The sequence below is a fragment of the Pseudomonas canadensis genome, assembly GCF_000503215.1.
GTDB classification, from domain to species: Bacteria; Pseudomonadota; Gammaproteobacteria; order Pseudomonadales; family Pseudomonadaceae; genus Aquipseudomonas; species Aquipseudomonas canadensis.
Map to the genome: position 1 here is coordinate 567,086 of NZ_KI628539.1, position 16,703 is coordinate 583,788.

The 16,703-nt window shown below is 62.2% G+C and carries 14 protein-coding genes; 7 read left to right on the forward strand and 7 right to left on the reverse strand.

What is annotated here, in order from left to right; all coding sequences use genetic code 11:
- Positions 1-4 precede the first annotated feature (4 nt).
- The 7 genes from U367_RS0125415 to U367_RS0125445 form a co-directional block, all read right to left on the reverse strand.
- Complete coding sequence (locus tag U367_RS0125415; RefSeq protein WP_028619104.1) at positions 5-1,429, reverse strand: gamma-aminobutyraldehyde dehydrogenase; 1,425 nt, start codon at positions 1,427-1,429, stop codon at positions 5-7.
- 170 nt (positions 1,430-1,599) lie between these two features.
- On the reverse strand, positions 1,600-2,409 hold the full coding sequence (locus tag U367_RS0125420; RefSeq protein ID WP_012722540.1) for an ABC transporter permease: 810 nt from the start codon (positions 2,407-2,409) through the stop codon (positions 1,600-1,602).
- The gene (locus U367_RS0125425) at positions 2,399-3,328 is read right to left on the reverse strand and encodes an ABC transporter permease (RefSeq protein ID WP_028619105.1); all 930 of its coding nucleotides are present in this window, start codon (positions 3,326-3,328) and stop codon (positions 2,399-2,401) included. Before U367_RS0125425 ends, U367_RS0125420 begins: the two co-directional genes overlap by 11 nt.
- Position 3,329: 1 nt before the next feature.
- The gene (locus U367_RS0125430) at positions 3,330-4,364 is read right to left on the reverse strand and encodes an ABC transporter ATP-binding protein (RefSeq protein ID WP_028619106.1); all 1,035 of its coding nucleotides are present in this window, start codon (positions 4,362-4,364) and stop codon (positions 3,330-3,332) included.
- A 175-nt stretch (positions 4,365-4,539) separates the two neighbouring features.
- Positions 4,540-5,691, reverse strand: coding sequence for a putative ABC transporter substrate-binding protein YdcS (gene ydcS / locus U367_RS0125435; protein ID WP_028619107.1), 1,152 nt, complete (start codon positions 5,689-5,691; stop codon positions 4,540-4,542).
- Between the two features lie 71 nt (positions 5,692-5,762).
- Positions 5,763-7,220, reverse strand: a complete 1,458-nt coding sequence (locus tag U367_RS0125440; protein WP_028619108.1) for a gamma-aminobutyraldehyde dehydrogenase — start codon at positions 7,218-7,220, stop codon at positions 5,763-5,765.
- Positions 7,221-7,353: 133 nt separating this feature from the next.
- On the reverse strand, positions 7,354-8,265 hold the full coding sequence (locus tag U367_RS0125445; protein ID WP_003209548.1) for a LysR family transcriptional regulator: 912 nt from the start codon (positions 8,263-8,265) through the stop codon (positions 7,354-7,356).
- 168 nt (positions 8,266-8,433) lie between these two features.
- Between U367_RS0125445 and U367_RS0125450 the strand changes: the two genes are divergently transcribed.
- The 7 genes from U367_RS0125450 to cheB all read left to right on the forward strand — a co-directional run bounded on the left by U367_RS0125450 (position 8,434) and on the right by cheB (position 16,653).
- Positions 8,434-9,144: a tellurite resistance TerB family protein gene (locus U367_RS0125450; RefSeq protein ID WP_028619109.1), complete on the forward strand. Its 711-nt coding sequence runs from the start codon at positions 8,434-8,436 to the stop codon at positions 9,142-9,144.
- Between the two features lie 149 nt (positions 9,145-9,293).
- On the forward strand, positions 9,294-10,916 hold the full coding sequence (locus tag U367_RS0125455; protein WP_028619110.1) for a methyl-accepting chemotaxis protein: 1,623 nt from the start codon (positions 9,294-9,296) through the stop codon (positions 10,914-10,916).
- Positions 10,916-11,428 (forward strand): chemotaxis protein CheW, encoded by a 513-nt coding sequence (locus U367_RS0125460; RefSeq protein ID WP_028619111.1) that lies wholly within the window; start codon positions 10,916-10,918, stop codon positions 11,426-11,428. The genes U367_RS0125455 and U367_RS0125460 overlap by 1 nt, the downstream gene beginning before the upstream one ends.
- Positions 11,425-12,684 (forward strand): CheR family methyltransferase, encoded by a 1,260-nt coding sequence (locus U367_RS0125465; RefSeq protein WP_028619112.1) that lies wholly within the window; start codon positions 11,425-11,427, stop codon positions 12,682-12,684. The genes U367_RS0125460 and U367_RS0125465 overlap by 4 nt, the downstream gene beginning before the upstream one ends.
- A complete protein-coding gene (locus tag U367_RS0125470) occupies positions 12,681-13,382 on the forward strand; it encodes a chemotaxis protein CheW (protein ID WP_028619113.1) in 702 nt (233 codons plus the stop codon). The genes U367_RS0125465 and U367_RS0125470 overlap by 4 nt, the downstream gene beginning before the upstream one ends.
- Positions 13,379-15,646 (forward strand): hybrid sensor histidine kinase/response regulator, encoded by a 2,268-nt coding sequence (locus U367_RS0125475; RefSeq protein ID WP_028619114.1) that lies wholly within the window; start codon positions 13,379-13,381, stop codon positions 15,644-15,646. Before U367_RS0125470 ends, U367_RS0125475 begins: the two co-directional genes overlap by 4 nt.
- Positions 15,643-16,653: a chemotaxis response regulator protein-glutamate methylesterase gene (cheB, locus tag U367_RS0125480; protein ID WP_028619115.1), complete on the forward strand. Its 1,011-nt coding sequence runs from the start codon at positions 15,643-15,645 to the stop codon at positions 16,651-16,653. Before U367_RS0125475 ends, cheB begins: the two co-directional genes overlap by 4 nt.
- Positions 16,654-16,703 lie beyond the last annotated feature (50 nt).

Below are 16,703 nucleotides of genomic sequence, written 5' to 3' on the forward strand. Positions count from 1 at the left end.
GGGGTTAGTGCTTGAACATCACATGGCGCACGGTGGTGTAGTCCTCCAGCCCGTACATGGACATGTCCTTGCCATAGCCGGACAGCTTCTGACCGCCGTGGGGCATTTCGCTGACGAGCATGAAGTGGGTGTTCACCCAGGTGCAGCCGTATTGCAGGCGTGCGGCCAAGCGGTGGGCGCGTCCTACATCGGCGGTCCACACGGATGACGCCAAGCCGTAGTCCGAATCATTGGCCCAGCCCAGCACCTGCGCTTCATCGGTGAACTTGGTCACCGATACCACCGGCCCGAACACTTCGCGGCGAACGATCTCATCGTCCTGCTGCGCGTCAGCCAGCACGGTCGGTTCAAAGAAGAAGCCATTGCCTTCCACTGCCTTGCCGCCGGTGACCAGGCGAATGTGCGGCTGCGCCACGGCGCGTTCGACGAAGCCCGCGACGCGGTCGCGATGCTGCGCGGTAATCAATGGGCCCAGCTCGGTGGCCGGGTCATCCTGCAAGCCATACTTGATACTGGCGACCGCCGCGCCGAGTTTCTCGACAAACGCATCGTAGATATCCGCCTGGGCATAAATCCGGCAGGCCGCCGTGCAATCCTGACCGGCGTTGTAGAAACCAAAGGTACGAATGCCTTCCACGGCGGCGTCGATGTCTGCATCGTTGAAGATGATCACCGGTGCCTTGCCGCCCAACTCCATGTGCATACGCTTCACGCTGTCGGCGGTGCTGGAGATGATGTTTGCGCCCGTGGCGATGGAGCCGGTCAACGACACCATGCGCACTTTCGGGTGGTTCACCAGCGGGCTGCCGACGGTTGGCCCACGGCCGAACACCAGGTTGAGCACACCGGCCGGGAAGATTTCAGCGGCCAGTTCGACCATGCGTAGCGCGGTCAACGGGGTTTGCTCCGACGGCTTGAGCACCACGGTATTACCGGCGGCGAGGGCCGGGGCGATTTTCCAGGCGACCATCATCAGCGGATAGTTCCACGGTGCGATGGAAGCAATCACACCCACCGGATCGCGGCGGATCATCGAGGTATGGCCGGGCAGGTATTCGCCGCCGGCCGAGCCGCTCATGCAACGGCTGGCGCCGGCAAAGAAGCGGAATACGTCGGCAATCGCTGGGATCTCATCGTTCAGCGCGGCGCTGTAGGGCTTGCCGCAATTGTCCGATTCCAGCTTGGCCAGCTCTTCGCCGTGGGCTTCGATCACGTCCGCCAGTTTCAACAGCAGCAGCGAGCGGTCCTTGGGCGCGGTTTGCGACCAGCTTTCGAAGGCCGCATCGGCTGCGCGAACGGCGGCGTCGACCTGGGCTTCGCTGGCTTCGTTGATTTCCACCAGCACGCGGCCGAGCGCCGGGTTGAATACCGCCTGGGCCGGGCCTTCGCCTTCGACCAGGTGGCCGTTGATCAAGAGTTTGGTTTGCATGGTTCAGCTCTCCTCAAAACGAGTGTTAATTCCCTGAAGAAACCGGCTCTTAATGTGGGAGCGGGCTTGCTCGCGAATACGGTGTGTCAGTCGACACATGTGTATCTGATGTACCGCTTTCGCGAGCAAGCCCGCTCCCACATTTGAACTGAGCTCCTCCAGCTGCAACGTTATTTACCGCCACTCCCGGCCACGCTTTCACCGCCGCGCGTCAGGTAGTAGGCACCGAGAATCGGGAACATCGTTACCAGCATCACCAGCATCGCGACCACGTTGGTCACCGGCACATCCCGTGGGCGGCTCAGTTGGTTGAGCAGCCACAACGGCAAGGTGCGTTCGTGGCCGGCGGTGAAGGTGGTGACGATGATTTCGTCGAACGACAGCGCAAAGGCGAGCATGCCGCCGGCCAGCAGCGCCGAGCCCAGGTTGGGCATGATGATGTAGCGGAAGGTCTGCCAGCCGTCGGCGCCCAGGTCCATCGAGGCTTCGATCAGGCTGTGGGAGGTACGGCGCAGGCGGGCGATGACGTTGTTGTAGACGATCACCACGCAGAAGGTCGCGTGGCCGACGATGATGGTGAACATCCCCGGCTCGATCCCGAGCGTCTTGAAAGTCGCCAGCAACGCGATACCGGTGATGATCCCCGGCAGCGCAATCGGCAGGATCAGCATCAACGACACGCCTTGCTTGCCAAAGAACTCACGGCGATACAGCGCCGCCGAGGCCAGCGTGCCGAGCACCATGGCGATCAGCGTGGCGATGGCCGCGATCTGCAATGACAGCTTGATCGCTTCCAACACATCCGGCCGCGCGAAGGCCACGCTGAACCACTTCAACGTGAAGCCCTGGGGCGGAAAGCTGAACGCGGCTTCTTCGGTGTTGAAGGCGTAAAGGAAGATGATCAGGATCGGGAAATGGAGAAAAACCAGTCCACCCCAAGCGGCGATCTTCAGGCCCATAGAAGATTTTTCAGAGTGCATCGAAGGCCCCCAGGCGTTTGACGATGGACAGGTAAACCGCGATCAGCACGATCGGCACCAAGGTGAACGCCGCCGCCATGGGCATGTTGCCGATGGCGCCTTGCTGGGCGTAGACCATGCCGCCGACGAAGTAACCCGGTGGCCCTACAAGTTGCGGCACGATGAAGTCGCCCAGCGTCAGCGAGAAGGTGAAGATGGAGCCGGCGGCAATCCCCGGAATCGACAGTGGCAATATCACCTGCATGAACGTCTGGCGCGGCTTGGCGCCAAGATCCGCCGAGGCTTGCAGCAACGACGGCGGCAAACGTTCCAGGGACGCCTGGATCGGCAGGATCATGAACGGCAGCCAGATGTAGACGAACACCATGAAGCGCCCTAGGTGCGAAGTGCTCAAGGTGCTGCCGCCCACCCCGGGAATGCCCAGCACGAACTGCAACACCGGCTCCAAACCCAGGTGCTGCACGAACCACTGCGCCACGCCGCCTTTGGCCAGCAGCAAGGTCCAGGCGTAGGCCTTGACGATGTAGCTGGCCCACATCGGCATCATCACCGCGATGTAGAAGAACGCCTTGGTCTTGCCCGTGGTGTAGCGCGCCATGTAGTAGGCAATCGGGAAGGCGACGACAGCGCTGGCGATCGACACCACGATCGCCATGCTCAGGGTGCGCACAATGATGTCGAAGTTCGACGGCTGGAACAGCGCGGCGAAGTTGGCCAGGGTCAGGTCCGGCGTGACCGCCATGGTGAAGTCGTCGAAGGTATAGAAACCTTGCCAGAGCAGGGTCAGCAACGAACCGAGGTAGATCGCGCCGAACCAGATCAGCGGCGGCACCAGCAGCATCGCCAGGTAGAGGTTGGGCTTGCGGTACAGCAGGTTGGAAAACCTGCGCATCGGCGGATGGGAAAGGGCCAGGCTCATGTCACACCTCGCCTGCGCTGTCGGTCAGCGGGGTCATGGCTTCCCGTGCCCAGCGAGCGGTGATGGACTGGCCGACCTGATGGCCGCTGCTGGTGTCCAGCCATTGGTTGTTGGCCTGGCTGATGTTCAGCGCCTGGCCGTTTTCCAGTTTCAGTTCATAGCGGGTGGCGCTGCCCTGGTATTGGATATCGTGGAGCAGACCGCTGATTTCCACTTCGCCGGCGCCCAATGGGCCTTCGGCAAAGCGCACGTGTTCCGGGCGGATCGAGAACGGCTGCGCGTTGCCGCTGAGGCGCTGGGCCAGCTCGCCGCGAATCACGTTGGAGGTGCCGACGAACTCCGCGACGAACGACGTGGCGGGTTTCATATAGAGGTTGCGCGGGGTGTCGACCTGCTCGATGCGGCCTTTGTTGAACACGGCTACGCGGTCGGACATCGACAGCGCTTCGGTCTGGTCGTGGGTCACGAAGATAAAGGTGATGCCCAGTTGGCGTTGCAGCTTTTTCAGCTCGCTTTGCATCTGCTCGCGCAGCTTGAGGTCGAGGGCGCCCAAGGGTTCATCCAGCAGCAATACCCGTGGACGATTGACCAAGGCGCGGGCCAGGGCGACCCGTTGACGTTGGCCGCCGGACAGTTGCACCGGTTTGCGGTCGCCGTAGCCGCCGAGGGCGACCATCGCCAGCGCCTCTTCTGCACGGTTCAGGCGTTCCGCCTTGCCCACGCCCTTGACCTTGAGGCCGTAGGCCACGTTGTCGCGCACATTCATATGGGGGAACAGCGCGTAATCCTGGAACACAGTGTTTACATCACGCTGATACGGCGGCAAGCCGGCGGCTTCCTCGCCATGGATGCGGATCGAGCCTGCGCTCGGCTGCTCGAACCCGGCGATCAGGCGCAGGCAGGTGGTCTTGCCCGAGCCGGAAGGGCCGAGCATGGAAAAGAACTCGCCGTCCTGGATATCGATGGAAACCCGGTCAACGGCTTTCACTTCGCCGAACTGACGGGAAACGTGGGTGAATTGGACTGCAAGCGTCATGGTGCGGTGCTCCAAAAAGGCGCGGGTCGTCGCAGCGGCCCGGCCTGGACTTCTGAAAAAACGAGGATGCATGTGTGCTGCGCTGAAACGGTGAAAATCGGGCTTTTGTGGTGAGCGGGCTTGCCCCGCGCAGGGCCAGCCTGCTCACCACAAGAAGCAGTCTCTGCAGGGACCCTTAGCGGCCACCCATGATCGCGATGTAATCCTGGGTCCAGCGGCTGTACGGCACGAACTTGCCGCCTTCAGCCTGCGGGGTTTTCCAGAAGGCGATCTTTTCGAACTGGTCGAAACCATTGGTCTTGCAACCCTCGGCGCCGAGCAGTTCGCTTTCCTTGCAGGCCGCAGGCACGGCCGGCAGCGAACCGAACCAGGCGGCAACGTCGCCCTGGACCTTCGGCTGCAGCGACCAGTCCATCCACTTGTAGGCGCAGTTCGGGTGTTTGGCCTCGCTGTGCAACATGGTGGTGTCGGCCCAGCCGGTGGCGCCTTCCTTCGGAATGGTCGAGGCAATCGGCTGTTTCTCGTTCTGCAGGCCGTTGACCTGATACGGCCAGGCGCTGGAGGCCACCACACCTTCATTCTTGAAGTCACTCATTTGCACGGTGGTGTCGTGCCAGTAGCGGTGGATCAGCGGCTGTTGCGCGCGCAGCAGTTCGAGCACCGCCTTGTACTGGGTTTCGGTCAGTTCATAGGGGTTCTGGATGCCCAGTTCCGGCTTGGTCGACTTGAGGTACAGCGCCGCATCGGCAATGTAGATCGGGCCGTCATACGCCTGCACACGGCCTTTGTTCGGCTTGCCGTCCGGCAAGTTCTGCGCGTCGAACAGTACGTTCCAACTGGTGGGCGCGGTCTTGAACACGTTGGTGTTGTACATCAACACGTTCGGGCCCCACTGGTACGGGGTGCCGTAGGTTTGCTGGCCGACCACATACCATGGCGCATCTTTCAGGCGCGGGTCGATGTTCTTCCAATTGGGGATCAGTGAGGTGTTGATTGGCTGCACACGCTTGCCGACGATCAACCGCAGCGACGCATCGCCCGATGCGGTGACCAGGTCATACCCGCCCTTGGCCATCAGGCTGACCATTTCGTCAGAGGTGGCGGCGGTTTTCACGTTGACCTTGCAGCCGGTTTCCTTCTCGAAACCGGTGACCCAGTCGTAGGCCTTGTCGCTTTCGCCACGTTCGATATAGCCGGGCCAGGCGACGATATCCAACTGGCCTTCACCGGCGCCCACTGCTTTGAGTGGTTCGGCGGCCTGGAGGCTGGCGCTGGCCAGCAGCGCGGTGGTCAGGGCACTGAGCAGTGCGGTCTTGTGCGCAGACATGGGGTTCCCTCTTCTTTAATTATGGTCGGGGCAGTTGTTCAAACCGGTAACGCATGAGCTTAGTTGTTGTTTTAAAGATGCTGGCCGTGTCGCGCCATGATGTGGCGCACCACGCTGTAGTCCTGCAGCGAATCGCTGGACAGATCCTTCCCATACCCCGAACGCTTCAAGCCGCCGTGGGGCATTTCGCTGACCAGCATGAAATGACTGTTGATCCAGGTGCAGCCGTATTGCAGGCGCGCCGCGACCTGCATGGCCTTGTCCAGGTTCTGGGTCCACACCGAGGAGGCCAGGCCGTATTCGGAGTCGTTGGCCCAGTCCACTGCCTGTTCCAGCTCGTCGAAGCGGGTCACGGTGACCACCGGGCCGAATACTTCGCGCTGCACGATTTCATCGTTTTGTTTACAGCCGGCGAGCAAGGTGGGTTGGTAATAGAAGCCCGCGCCGGAATGCACGGCGGCGCCGGTGATGCGTTCGATATGCGGCTGGCCGAGGGCGCGCTCTACAAAACTGGCGACGCGGTCGCGCTGGCGCGTGCTGATCAGCGGGCCGAGTTCATTGTCTGCATCGCGTTTACCGGCAAAACGCAGGCTGCTGACCGCCGCGCCCAGTTCGGCGACGAGTTTGTCGTGGATGCCGGCCTGGGCATAGATGCGGCAGGCGGCGGTGCAGTCCTGGCCAGCGTTGTAATAGCCGTAGGCGCGCACGCCCTCCACCACAGCTTGCAGGTCGGCGTCGTTGCACACGATCACCGGGGCCTTGCCGCCCAGTTCCAAGTGCGTGCGTTTTAGGGTTTTGGAGGCGGCTTGCAGAATCTTCTGCCCGGTGACGATATCGCCGGTCAACGAGACCATGCGCACCTTGGGATGGCTGACCAAGTGACTGCCGACGCCTTCGCCGCCGCCACACAGAATGTTGATCACGCCACGTGGCAGCAGCTCTTTAAGCACGGGGGCCAGGGCCAGGATCGACAGCGGCGTATGTTCCGACGGCTTGAACACCAAGGTATTACCGGCAGCCAAGGCGGGGGCGATCTTCCACGCGGCCATCATCAGCGGGTAGTTCCACGGCGCAATCGAAGCGACTACACCAATCGGATCGCGACGCACCATGCTGGTGTAGCCCGGCAGGTATTCACCGCTCAACTGTCCGGTCTGGCAACGCACAGCCCCGGCGAAGAAGCGGAACACATCCACGGTGGCACTCAAATCATCCTGACGCGCCAGATGCAAGGGCTTACCGCAGTTCAGAGATTCCAGACGGGCCAGGTAGTCGGCTTGTTTTTCGATGGCGTCGGCGATGCCCAATAGGATGTTCGAGCGCTGCTGCGGCGTGGTGCGTGACCAGCCGGCAAAGGCGCGGTGGGCGGCGAGGATCGCGGTTTCGACCTGCTCGGTGCTGGCTTCGGCGATTTGGGTGAGCACTTCACCGGTGGCCGGGTTGAGGATCGGCTCGGCAAAACCCTGGCCTTGGACCAGTTCGCCGTCGATCAGCAACGCAGTGAGCAGCGGGGTGGGCGCGCCGGACATTTTTCGCGATCTCTTTTCTTGTGTGGCCATGGGCGTTCTCTTACAAGGCGCCTGACCTTCTCTTAGGGGATGAACAGAGACTAGAGGTCAGGCGCGAGGTCAACAAATACTAAATACTGAATGCAGCATTCGATTAAATAGATGGCTTGCGCGGGTGGGGCTGTTCACGGGCGACGGTGAGGAACGGGTCGACCAGCGCAGGCCGGGCGGTGCCACGGCGCCAGGCGAGGCCCACGTCGAGGGTCTGGCTGAGGTCGGCAATCGGGCGCGCTTCAATGATGTCGCCTTCAAGTGACCAGGGCCGGTAGGTCATGTCCGGCTGGATCGACACGCCGAGGCCCGCCGCCACCAGGCTTCGCACGGCTTCGGTGGAAGCGGTGCGCAAGGTCACACGAGGTTGCAGGCCTGCGCCGGTCCACATGCGCTGGGCGTTGTGGCCCATTTCGTCGACGTTCAGCTGAATCAGCGGTTCACGCGCCACATCGGCCAAGTTAATGCTGTCGTGTTCCAGCAGTGGATGTTGTGCCGGTAGCCACAAGCGGTGCGGGGAGTGGGTGAGGACTTCGGTCTGCAAGGCGTGGCGGTCTTCGAGGTTGGAGAGGATCAGCACGCCCACATCGATTTCACCGCTGACCAGCAAATGTTCGATATACGGGCGTTCATCCTCCATCACGCGGATTTCCACATTGGGGTAGGCGCGCTGGAATCGCGTCAACAAATCCGCGAGGTAATAGCCAGCCACCAGGCTCGTCACGCCGATGATCAACTGCCCGGCGACCTGGTCAGTGCTCTGCTGCAGGCTGCGCTTGGCGTTGTCGACGGTGGCCAGGATCAGATGCGCCTGGCGCAGAAATTGATGGCCCTGATGGGTCAGGGTCATGCCCTTGGCGTGACGGTTGAACAGGTTGACGCCGATTTCCTGCTCCAGTTGCTGGATCGCCAGGGTCAGGGTGGACTGGGAAATGAACGCTGTCTGCGCGGCAGCGGAGATCGAACCGGTTTCGGCCACGGCGATAAAATGCCGGATTTGACGCAAGGTCATCATGCTGGAATTACCAGTGGGGTGTTTTTATAGATTTGTTCGAGTGTATATCGATTTAAGTGAAGGGCGACCGCGTTACATCTGGAAGCACTCTAGATCGAGGCTTTTTGGCACTTAGTTTTACGCTGGGAGCCTATTGGTCCTATGAACCCTAGTGTCTGGAGGCTACGAATGAATACCCGTGGATTGCTCGATCAGTTGCTCAAGTCTGGCCAGGACATGTTGCAAAACAAGGCTGGCGGCCAGCGTAAGCAGGACGACAAAGGTGCACTGGGCGGTTTGCTCGGCGGTGGTGGCCTTGGCAGTCTGCTCGGTGGCGCAGGCGGCGGCGCCTTGGCGGCCGGCGCCATGGGGCTGCTGCTGGGCAACAAAAAAGCCCGCAAGTTCGGCGGCAAGGCCCTGACCTATGGCGGTTTGGCGGCGTTGGGCGTCATTGCCTACAAAGCCTATGGCAACTGGCAGGCGCAACAGGCCAATGCCCCGAAAGGTGAGCCGCAGACCATTGACCGCCTGCCACCGGCCCAGGTTGAGCTACACAGCCAAGGCATCCTCAAGGCGCTGGTCGCTGCCGCCAAGGCTGACGGCCATGTGGATGAGCGCGAGCGCGAATTGATCGAAGGCGAATTCACCAAGCTGGACAACGACCGCGAACTGCAAAGCTGGCTGCACGCTGAGCTCAACAAGCCCCTCGATCCAGCCGACGTGGCGCGAGCTGCCGGCACGCCGGAAATGGCCGCCGAGATGTACATCGCCAGCGTGATGCTGGTGGACGAGGAAAACTTCATGGAGAAGGCTTATCTCGACGAACTGGCGCGGCAACTGAAACTGGAGCCGGGGTTGAAGCTGGAACTGGAAAAACAGGTACGCCAAGCCTCGCTCTGATCCCATGGCTTTATTGAGAGCACCCCGGATGCCGTAAAGGCCCGGGGTGTTTTTGCATTCTGTGAGCGCTACATCAAAACCCGTTGATAAATGAGGGCTTCTGCTCAGCTATACTCCCTCGCATTTGATCGGCCCTTCGAGGAATTACTGTGAAGAACTGGACCTTGCGCCAACGGATCTTGGCAAGCTTTGCGGTCATTATCGCCATCATGCTGTTAATGGTTGTGGTCTCCTATTCACGGTTGCTGAAGATCGAAACCAGCGAAGTTGCGGTGCGCGATGATGCGGTGCCGGGGGTCTACCTCAGCTCCATGATCCGCAGCGCGTGGGTCGACAGCTACCTGCAGACCCTCGAATTGCTGGGCCTGCGTGAAAACAAGCAGTTGAGCGACGCCGACCGTGCGGAGTTCAAGTCCTTTGAAGCACGCATCTTGCAGCAGATGGATAACTACGAAAAAACCATCGCCGGCGGTGACGATCGGTCCGAGTTCGACAAGTTCGAAACCCTGCACCAGGCCTATAACAAGAGCCTGTCCACGGTGCTCGACAGCCTGCAACGCGGTGACCTGGCTGCGGCACGCAAAGAGTTCGACACGCAGTTGACGCCGACCTGGACCGCAGGCCGCATGAAGCTCAACGACATCATCACCGAGAACAAAAACGTCGCCGACCGTGCGACCAACGCGATCGATGATGCGGTATCCGCAGCGAAAATCAGCATGTTTGTGTCGTTGGTCGTCGCCATCCTCGCCGCCGGCCTGTGTGGCCTGCTGCTGATGCGCGCGATCATGGCGCCGATGCAGCGCATCGTCGACATCCTCGAAACCATGCGCGACGGCGACCTGAGCAAGCGCTTGAACCTGGAGCGCAAGGACGAGTTCGGCGCCGTCGAAACCGGCTTCAACGACATGATGACCGAGCTGACCGCCCTGGTGTCCCAGGCCCAGCGTTCGTCGGTGCAGGTCACTACATCAGTGACTGAGATTGCCGCCACGTCCAAGCAGCAGCAAGCCACCGCCACTGAAACCGCTGCGACTACCACCGAAATCGGTGCCACCTCCCGCGAAATCGCGGCCACGTCCAAGGATCTGGTGCGCACCATGACCGAAGTGTCTACCGCCGCCGACCAGGCTTCGGTCGCCGCCGGTTCCGGCCAGCAAGGCCTGGCGCGCATGGAAGAAACCATGCACTCGGTGATGGGCGCGGCCGATCTGGTCAACGCCAAGTTGGCGATCCTCAATGAGAAGGCCGGCAACATCAACCAGGTGGTGGTGACCATCGTCAAGGTCGCTGACCAGACCAACCTGTTGTCGCTTAACGCGGCGATCGAGGCCGAGAAAGCCGGGGAGTACGGTCGCGGTTTTGCTGTTGTTGCCACCGAAGTGCGTCGCTTGGCCGACCAGACTGCCGTGGCCACCTACGACATCGAGCAGATGGTGCGCGAGATCCAGTCGGCGGTGTCGGCGGGCGTGATGGGCATGGACAAGTTCTCCGAAGAAGTGCGTCGCGGCATGTTTGAAGTGCAGCAAGTGGGCGAGCAGTTGTCGCAGATCATCCATCAGGTACAGGCCCTGGCGCCGCGGGTATTGATGGTCAACGAAGGCATGCAGGCCCAGGCCACCGGTGCCGAGCAGATCAACCACGCCCTGGTGCAACTGGGCGATGCCAGCAGCCAGACCGTCGAGTCCCTGCGCCAGGCCAGCTTTGCCATTGATGAGCTGAGCCAGGTGGCGGTCGGTCTGCGCAGCGGCGTGTCGCGTTTCAAAGTCTGATGAGCGACCTCGCGGCTAAACGCGGTGCCGTCTCGGCAGCGAAAAAGGCGTTGTTCCTGGTGTTCCACATCGGCAACGAACGTTACGCCCTCAAGGCCACGGAAGTGGCCGAGGTGCTGCCGCGCCTGCCTTTGAAACCCATCGCCCATGCACCGCTGTGGGTGGCGGGCATCTTTGCCCACCGTGGCACGCTGGTGCCGGTGATCGACCTTAGCGCATTGACCTTTGGCACCGCCGCCCAGGCGCGCACCAGCACGCGGCTGGTACTGGTCAATTACCAGCCCGAGCCCTGGACCGAGGCACGCTGGCTCGGACTGATCCTGGAGCAGGCCACCGACACATTGCGTTGCGATCCGGCGGAGTTTCAGCCCTACGGCCTCGACAACCGCCAGGCGCCGTATCTGGGGCCGGTGCGCGAAGACGCGTTGGGCTTGATGCAATGGATCGGCGTGAATGACCTGCTCACCGATGAGGTGCGCACCGTACTGTTTTCTGCCGAGCTGAGCCTATGAGCAGCGATCCGCGTTTCTTTGCCTTCCTTAAAGAGCGCATCGGCCTGGATGTCGCCTCGGTGGGCGAAGCCATCATCGAACGCGCGGTGCGCCAGCGCAGCCAGGCCGTCAATGCGCAAACGGCGGGCGAGTACTGGCAGCACCTGCAAAGTTCCGAGGATGAGCAGCAGGCGCTGATCGAAGCGGTGATCGTCCCGGAAACCTGGTTTTTCCGTTACCCCGAATCGTTCGCGACCCTGGCCCGCTTGGCCAAGGCGCGGCTGATCGAAATCAAGCAGATGCGCGCACTGCGCATCCTCAGCCTGCCGTGCTCCACGGGTGAAGAACCTTATTCGATTGCCATGGCATTACTGGACGCAGGCCTCGCGCCTCACCAGTTCAAGGTGCTGGGCCTGGATGTCAGCCCGCTGTCGGTGGAACGTGCGCGGCGCGGGGTGTATGGCAAGAACTCGTTTCGCGGTGGCGATATCGCCTTTCGCGATCGCCATTTCACCGAATACGGCGATGGTTACCACATTGCCGACCGTGTGCGCGAACAGGTGCGCCTGCAAGTGGGCAACCTGCTCGATCCGGGCTTGTTGGCGAATGAGGCGAGCTACGACTTTGTGTTCTGCCGCAACCTGCTGATCTACTTCGACCAGCCCACGCAGAAGCAAGTGTTCGACGTGCTCAAGGGCCTGACCCACGTGGACGGCGTGCTGTTTATCGGCCCGGCCGAGGGCAGCCTGCTGGGGCGCCATGGCATGCGTTCAATTGGGGTGCCGCAGTCGTTTGCGTACAGTCGGCATGCCGAGCCGGTCAAGCCCGAGCCCGTGTTTGTGCCGATCGCCGCGCCGATCCCGCAACGCAGTGCGGCGCCGATTCCGAGCAAGCCACGGCCGTTCAGCACGGCCAGCGCCCAGGTGGTGCCGATCAAGACGCCGCACACCGATGCGGGCGACTTGCTCAGTCGCATCGCCACCCTGGCCAATGAAGGCAAGAGTGCCGAAGCCCGCGCCGCGTGCGAACAGTATTTGAGCAACCACCCGCCGGCCGCCCAGGTGTTCTACTGGCTTGGGCTGCTCAGCGACGTGGCCGGCAGCGCCCTGGAAGCCCAGGGTTATTATCGAAAAGCCTTGTACCTGGAGCCCCAGCACCCGCAGGCCTTGATGCACCTGGCCGCGTTGCTCGAATCCCAGGGCGACAGTGCGGGAGCGCGCCGCTTGCAGGCGCGGGCTGCCCGTAGCGAGCGAGCTGACAGTGAGTCCAAACGATGAGTAACACCGAGGCGCTCGACACCGCAGGCCTGGACTTGACCCTGGCCGACACCCAAGCCATCGACGACTGCTGGAACCGCATCGGCATTCATGGCGACAAATCCTGCCCGCTGCTGGCGGACCATATCCATTGCCGCAACTGCTCGGTGTACTCGGCAGCAGCCACGCGGTTGCTGGACCGCTACGCCTTGCAGCAGGATGCGCATCGCCCGCATGCCACTGTCGAGCTGGGCGAAGACGTGGTCACCCGTTCTTTGCTGATGTTCCGTCTCGGCGAAGAATGGTTGGGCATTGCCACCCGTTGCCTGGTGGAAGTCGCGCCGTTGCAACCGATCCATTCGCTGCCGCACCAACGCTCGCGCGCCTTGCTCGGCGTGGCCAATGTGCGGGGTGCGCTAGTGGCGTGCCTTTCGCTGGTGGAACTGCTCGGCCTGGATGTCACCAGCAACGGCGCCAGCGGCAGCCGCATCATGCCGCGTATGCTGATCATCGCCGCACAGGATGGCCCGGTGGTGGTGCCGGTGGATGAAGTCGACGGGATCCACGCCATCGATGAGCGCACCTTGAAGGCGGCTTCGGCCTCCGGCACCCAGGCCAGCGCGCGCTACACCCAAGGCGTGTTGCAGTGGAAAGGCCGCAGCCTGCGGTGGCTGGACGAGGCGCAATTGTTGTCCGCCGTGACCCGGAGCCTCACATGACCCCCGACCAGATGCGCGATGCCTCGCTGCTGGAACTGTTCAGCCTGGAAGCCGATGCGCAGACCCAGGTCCTGAGCGCGGGCCTGCTGGCCCTGGAACGCAACCCGACCCAGGCCGATCAGCTTGAAGCCTGCATGCGTGCCGCTCACTCGCTCAAGGGCGCGGCACGTATCGTCGGCGTAGACGCCGGGGTCAGCGTCTCCCATGTGATGGAAGATTGCCTGGTCAGCGCCCAGGAAAGCCGCCTGTACCTGCAACCCGAACATATTGATGCGTTGCTGCAAGGCACCGACCTGCTGATGCGCATCGCTACGCCCGACAATAACGTGGGGCCGGCGGATATCGAAGCCTATGTGGCGTTGATGGAACGCCTGCTGGATCCGTCCCAGGCGCCGGTCAAGCCTGCGCCGCCGCCAGAACCGGCGGCTGTCGTTGAAGAGCTGCCGCCGGAGCCCGAGCCCGCGCCGCCAGTGGCTGCTGAGCCGCTGCGTCAGAACAAACGCATGACCGAAGGCGGCGAACGTGTGCTGCGGGTAACCGCGGAGCGTCTGAACAGCCTGCTCGACCTGTCGAGCAAATCCCTGGTGGAAACCCAGCGGCTCAAACCCTACCTGGCCAGCTTGCAGCGCCTCAAGCGCATTCAAAGCCAGAGCGTGCGTGCCCTGGATACGCTGGACGGGCAACTCAAGACCCAAAGTCTGAACCTGGAAGCCCAGGAAGCACTGGCTGACACCCGCCGCCTGCTCAGCGAAGCCCAGGCCCTGCTGGCGGAAAAAACCGCCGAGCTGGACGAGTTCGGCTGGCAGGCCGGGCAGCGCGCCCAGGTGCTGTATGACACGGCGCTAGCCTGCCGCATGCGCCCGTTTGCCGATGTCCTGGCCGGGCAGGTGCGCATGGTGCGTGACCTTGGCCGCAGCCTCGGCAAGCAGGTGCGTCTGGAGATTGAGGGCGAAAAGACCCAGGTCGACCGCGACGTGCTGGAAAAACTTGAAGCGCCGCTCACCCATTTGTTGCGCAATGCCGTCGACCACGGCATCGAAATGCCCGAGCAACGCCTGCTCGCCGGCAAGCCGGCTGAAGGCCTGATCCGCCTGCGCGCGTCCCACCAGGCCGGTTTGTTGGTGCTGGAATTGAGCGATGATGGTAATGGCGTCGACCTGGAACGCCTGCGCGGCACCATCGTCGACCGGCATCTGTCGCCGCTGGAAACCGCCCTGCGCCTGAGCGAAGAAGAGTTGCTGACGTTCCTGTTCCTGCCGGGGTTCAGCCTGCGCGACAAGGTCACCGAAGTGTCCGGGCGCGGGGTCGGCCTGGATGCGGTGCAGCACATGGTCCGCCAACTGCGCGGCGCAGTGGTGCTGGAACAGACGGCGGGGCAGGGCAGTCGTTTCCACCTGGAAGTGCCGCTGACCTTGTCGGTGGTGCGCAGCCTGGTGGTGGAAGTTGGCGAGGAAGCCTATGCGTTCCCGCTGGCCCATATCGAACGCATGTGCGACCTGGCGCCGGACGATATCGTGCAACTGGAAGGTCGCCAGCATTTCTGGCACGAAGGCCGGCATGTCGGCCTGGTCGCCGCGAGCCAGTTGCTGCAGAGGCCGGCAGGGCAGAGTCCGTCGGACACCTTGAAGGTCGTGGTGATCCGCGAGCGCGATGCCGTGTATGGGATTGCCGTGGAGCGTTTTATCGGCGAGCGTACCTTGGTGGTGCTGCCGCTGGATGATCGTCTGGGCAAGGTCCAGGATATTTCCGCCGGTGCCTTGCTGGATGACGGCTCGGTGGTGTTGATCGTCGACGTGGAAGACATGCTGCGTTCGGTGGACAAACTGCTCAACACCGGCCGCCTGGAACGTATCGCGCGACGCAGCCAGCAGGCCACCGAAGCGCCGCGTAAACGGGTGCTGGTGGTGGATGACTCGCTGACCGTGCGTGAGTTGCAACGCAAATTGTTACTCAATCGTGGTTATGAAGTGGCGGTGGCGGTCGATGGCATGGACGGCTGGAACGCCTTGCGCTCCGAAGACTTTGACCTGTTGATAACTGATATTGATATGCCTCGTATGGACGGTATTGAATTGGTCACACTCTTGCGCCGTGACAGTCGCCTGCAATCGTTGCCGGTGATGGTGGTGTCCTACAAGGATCGCGAAGAAGACCGTCGTCGTGGACTGGACGCCGGCGCCGACTATTATTTAGCCAAAGCCAGTTTTCATGATGACGCCCTGCTGGACGCCGTGGTGGAACTGATCGGAGGCGCGCGGGCATGAGGATTGCGATCGTCAATGACATGCCCCTGGCGGTGGAGGCCTTGCGCCGCGCCTTGAGCTTCGAGCCCGCGCATCAGGTTGTCTGGGTGGCCGCCAATGGGCTGGAAGCGGTACAGCGCTGCGCTGAGCTGACGCCGGACCTGATCCTGATGGACCTGATCATGCCGGTGATGGACGGCGTGGAAGCCACCCGCCAGATCATGGCCGAGACCCCATGCGCCATCGTTATCGTGACTGTTGATCGCCAGGCCAACGTCAGCCGAGTGTTCGAAGCCATGGGCCATGGCGCCCTGGACGTGGTGGACACGCCGACCCTGGGCGTGGGCAATCCCAAGGATGCGGCGGCGCCGCTGCTGCGCAAGATCCTCAATATCGGCTGGCTGATCGGCCAGCGCGGCAGCCGCGTACGCGCTGAAACCGTTGCGCCGCGAATTACCGGGAAACGCCAGAGCCTGGTGGCAATCGGTTCATCGGCGGGTGGCCCGGCTGCCCTGGAAATCCTGCTCAAAGGCTTGCCCCGGGACTTTCCCGCCGCCATTGTGCTGGTGCAGCATGTGGACCAAGTGTTCGCTGCCGGCATGGCCGAATGGCTGAGCAGCGCCTCCGGCCTGCCGGTGCGCCTGGCCCGTGAAGGCGAACCCCCGCAAAGTGGCGTGGTGCTGCTGGCTGGCACCAACCACCACATTCGATTGCTGAAAAATGGCACGCTAGCCTATACCGCAGAACCGGTAAACGAGATCTACCGACCTTCGATCGACGTGTTTTTCGAAAGCGTGGCCAGCCACTGGAATGGCGATGCCGTCGGCGTACTGCTGACCGGCATGGGGCGCGATGGGGCCCAGGGCCTCAAGTTACTGCGTGAACAAGGTTATTTGACCATCGCCCAGGATCAGCAAAGCTCGGCGGTGTATGGCATGCCCAAAGCGGCGGCGGCGATTGATGCTGCTGTTGAAATTCGCCCACTGGATAGAATTGCGCCCCGATTGCTGGAGGTCTTTGCAAAATGAACAGGACTTCCCGCGGTGCTGGCTGGCAGGTAGTAATTCAGGTGACTGCA

Excerpts from the sequence above, each read along its gene's own strand:
- U367_RS0125430 (WP_028619106.1), bottom strand. The coding sequence starts at position 4,364 with ATGACGCTTGCAGTCCAATTCACCCACGTTTCCCGTCAGTTCGGCGAA.
- U367_RS0125415 (WP_028619104.1), bottom strand. The coding sequence starts at position 1,429 with ATGCAAACCAAACTCTTGATCAACGGCCACCTGGTCGAAGGCGAAGGC.
- cheB (WP_028619115.1), top strand. The coding sequence starts at position 15,643 with ATGAGGATTGCGATCGTCAATGACATGCCCCTGGCGGTGGAGGCCTTG.
- U367_RS0125450 (WP_028619109.1), top strand. The coding sequence starts at position 8,434 with ATGAATACCCGTGGATTGCTCGATCAGTTGCTCAAGTCTGGCCAGGAC.
- U367_RS0125420 (WP_012722540.1), bottom strand. The coding sequence starts at position 2,409 with ATGCACTCTGAAAAATCTTCTATGGGCCTGAAGATCGCCGCTTGGGGT.
- U367_RS0125475 (WP_028619114.1), top strand. The coding sequence starts at position 13,379 with ATGACCCCCGACCAGATGCGCGATGCCTCGCTGCTGGAACTGTTCAGC.
- U367_RS0125460 (WP_028619111.1), top strand. The coding sequence starts at position 10,916 with ATGAGCGACCTCGCGGCTAAACGCGGTGCCGTCTCGGCAGCGAAAAAG.
- U367_RS0125445 (WP_003209548.1), bottom strand. The coding sequence starts at position 8,265 with ATGATGACCTTGCGTCAAATCCGGCATTTTATCGCCGTGGCCGAAACC.
- U367_RS0125440 (WP_028619108.1), bottom strand. The coding sequence starts at position 7,220 with ATGTCCGGCGCGCCCACCCCGCTGCTCACTGCGTTGCTGATCGACGGC.
- U367_RS0125425 (WP_028619105.1), bottom strand. The coding sequence starts at position 3,328 with ATGAGCCTGGCCCTTTCCCATCCGCCGATGCGCAGGTTTTCCAACCTG.
- U367_RS0125465 (WP_028619112.1), top strand. The coding sequence starts at position 11,425 with ATGAGCAGCGATCCGCGTTTCTTTGCCTTCCTTAAAGAGCGCATCGGC.
- U367_RS0125470 (WP_028619113.1), top strand. The coding sequence starts at position 12,681 with ATGAGTAACACCGAGGCGCTCGACACCGCAGGCCTGGACTTGACCCTG.
- ydcS (WP_028619107.1), bottom strand. The coding sequence starts at position 5,691 with ATGTCTGCGCACAAGACCGCACTGCTCAGTGCCCTGACCACCGCGCTG.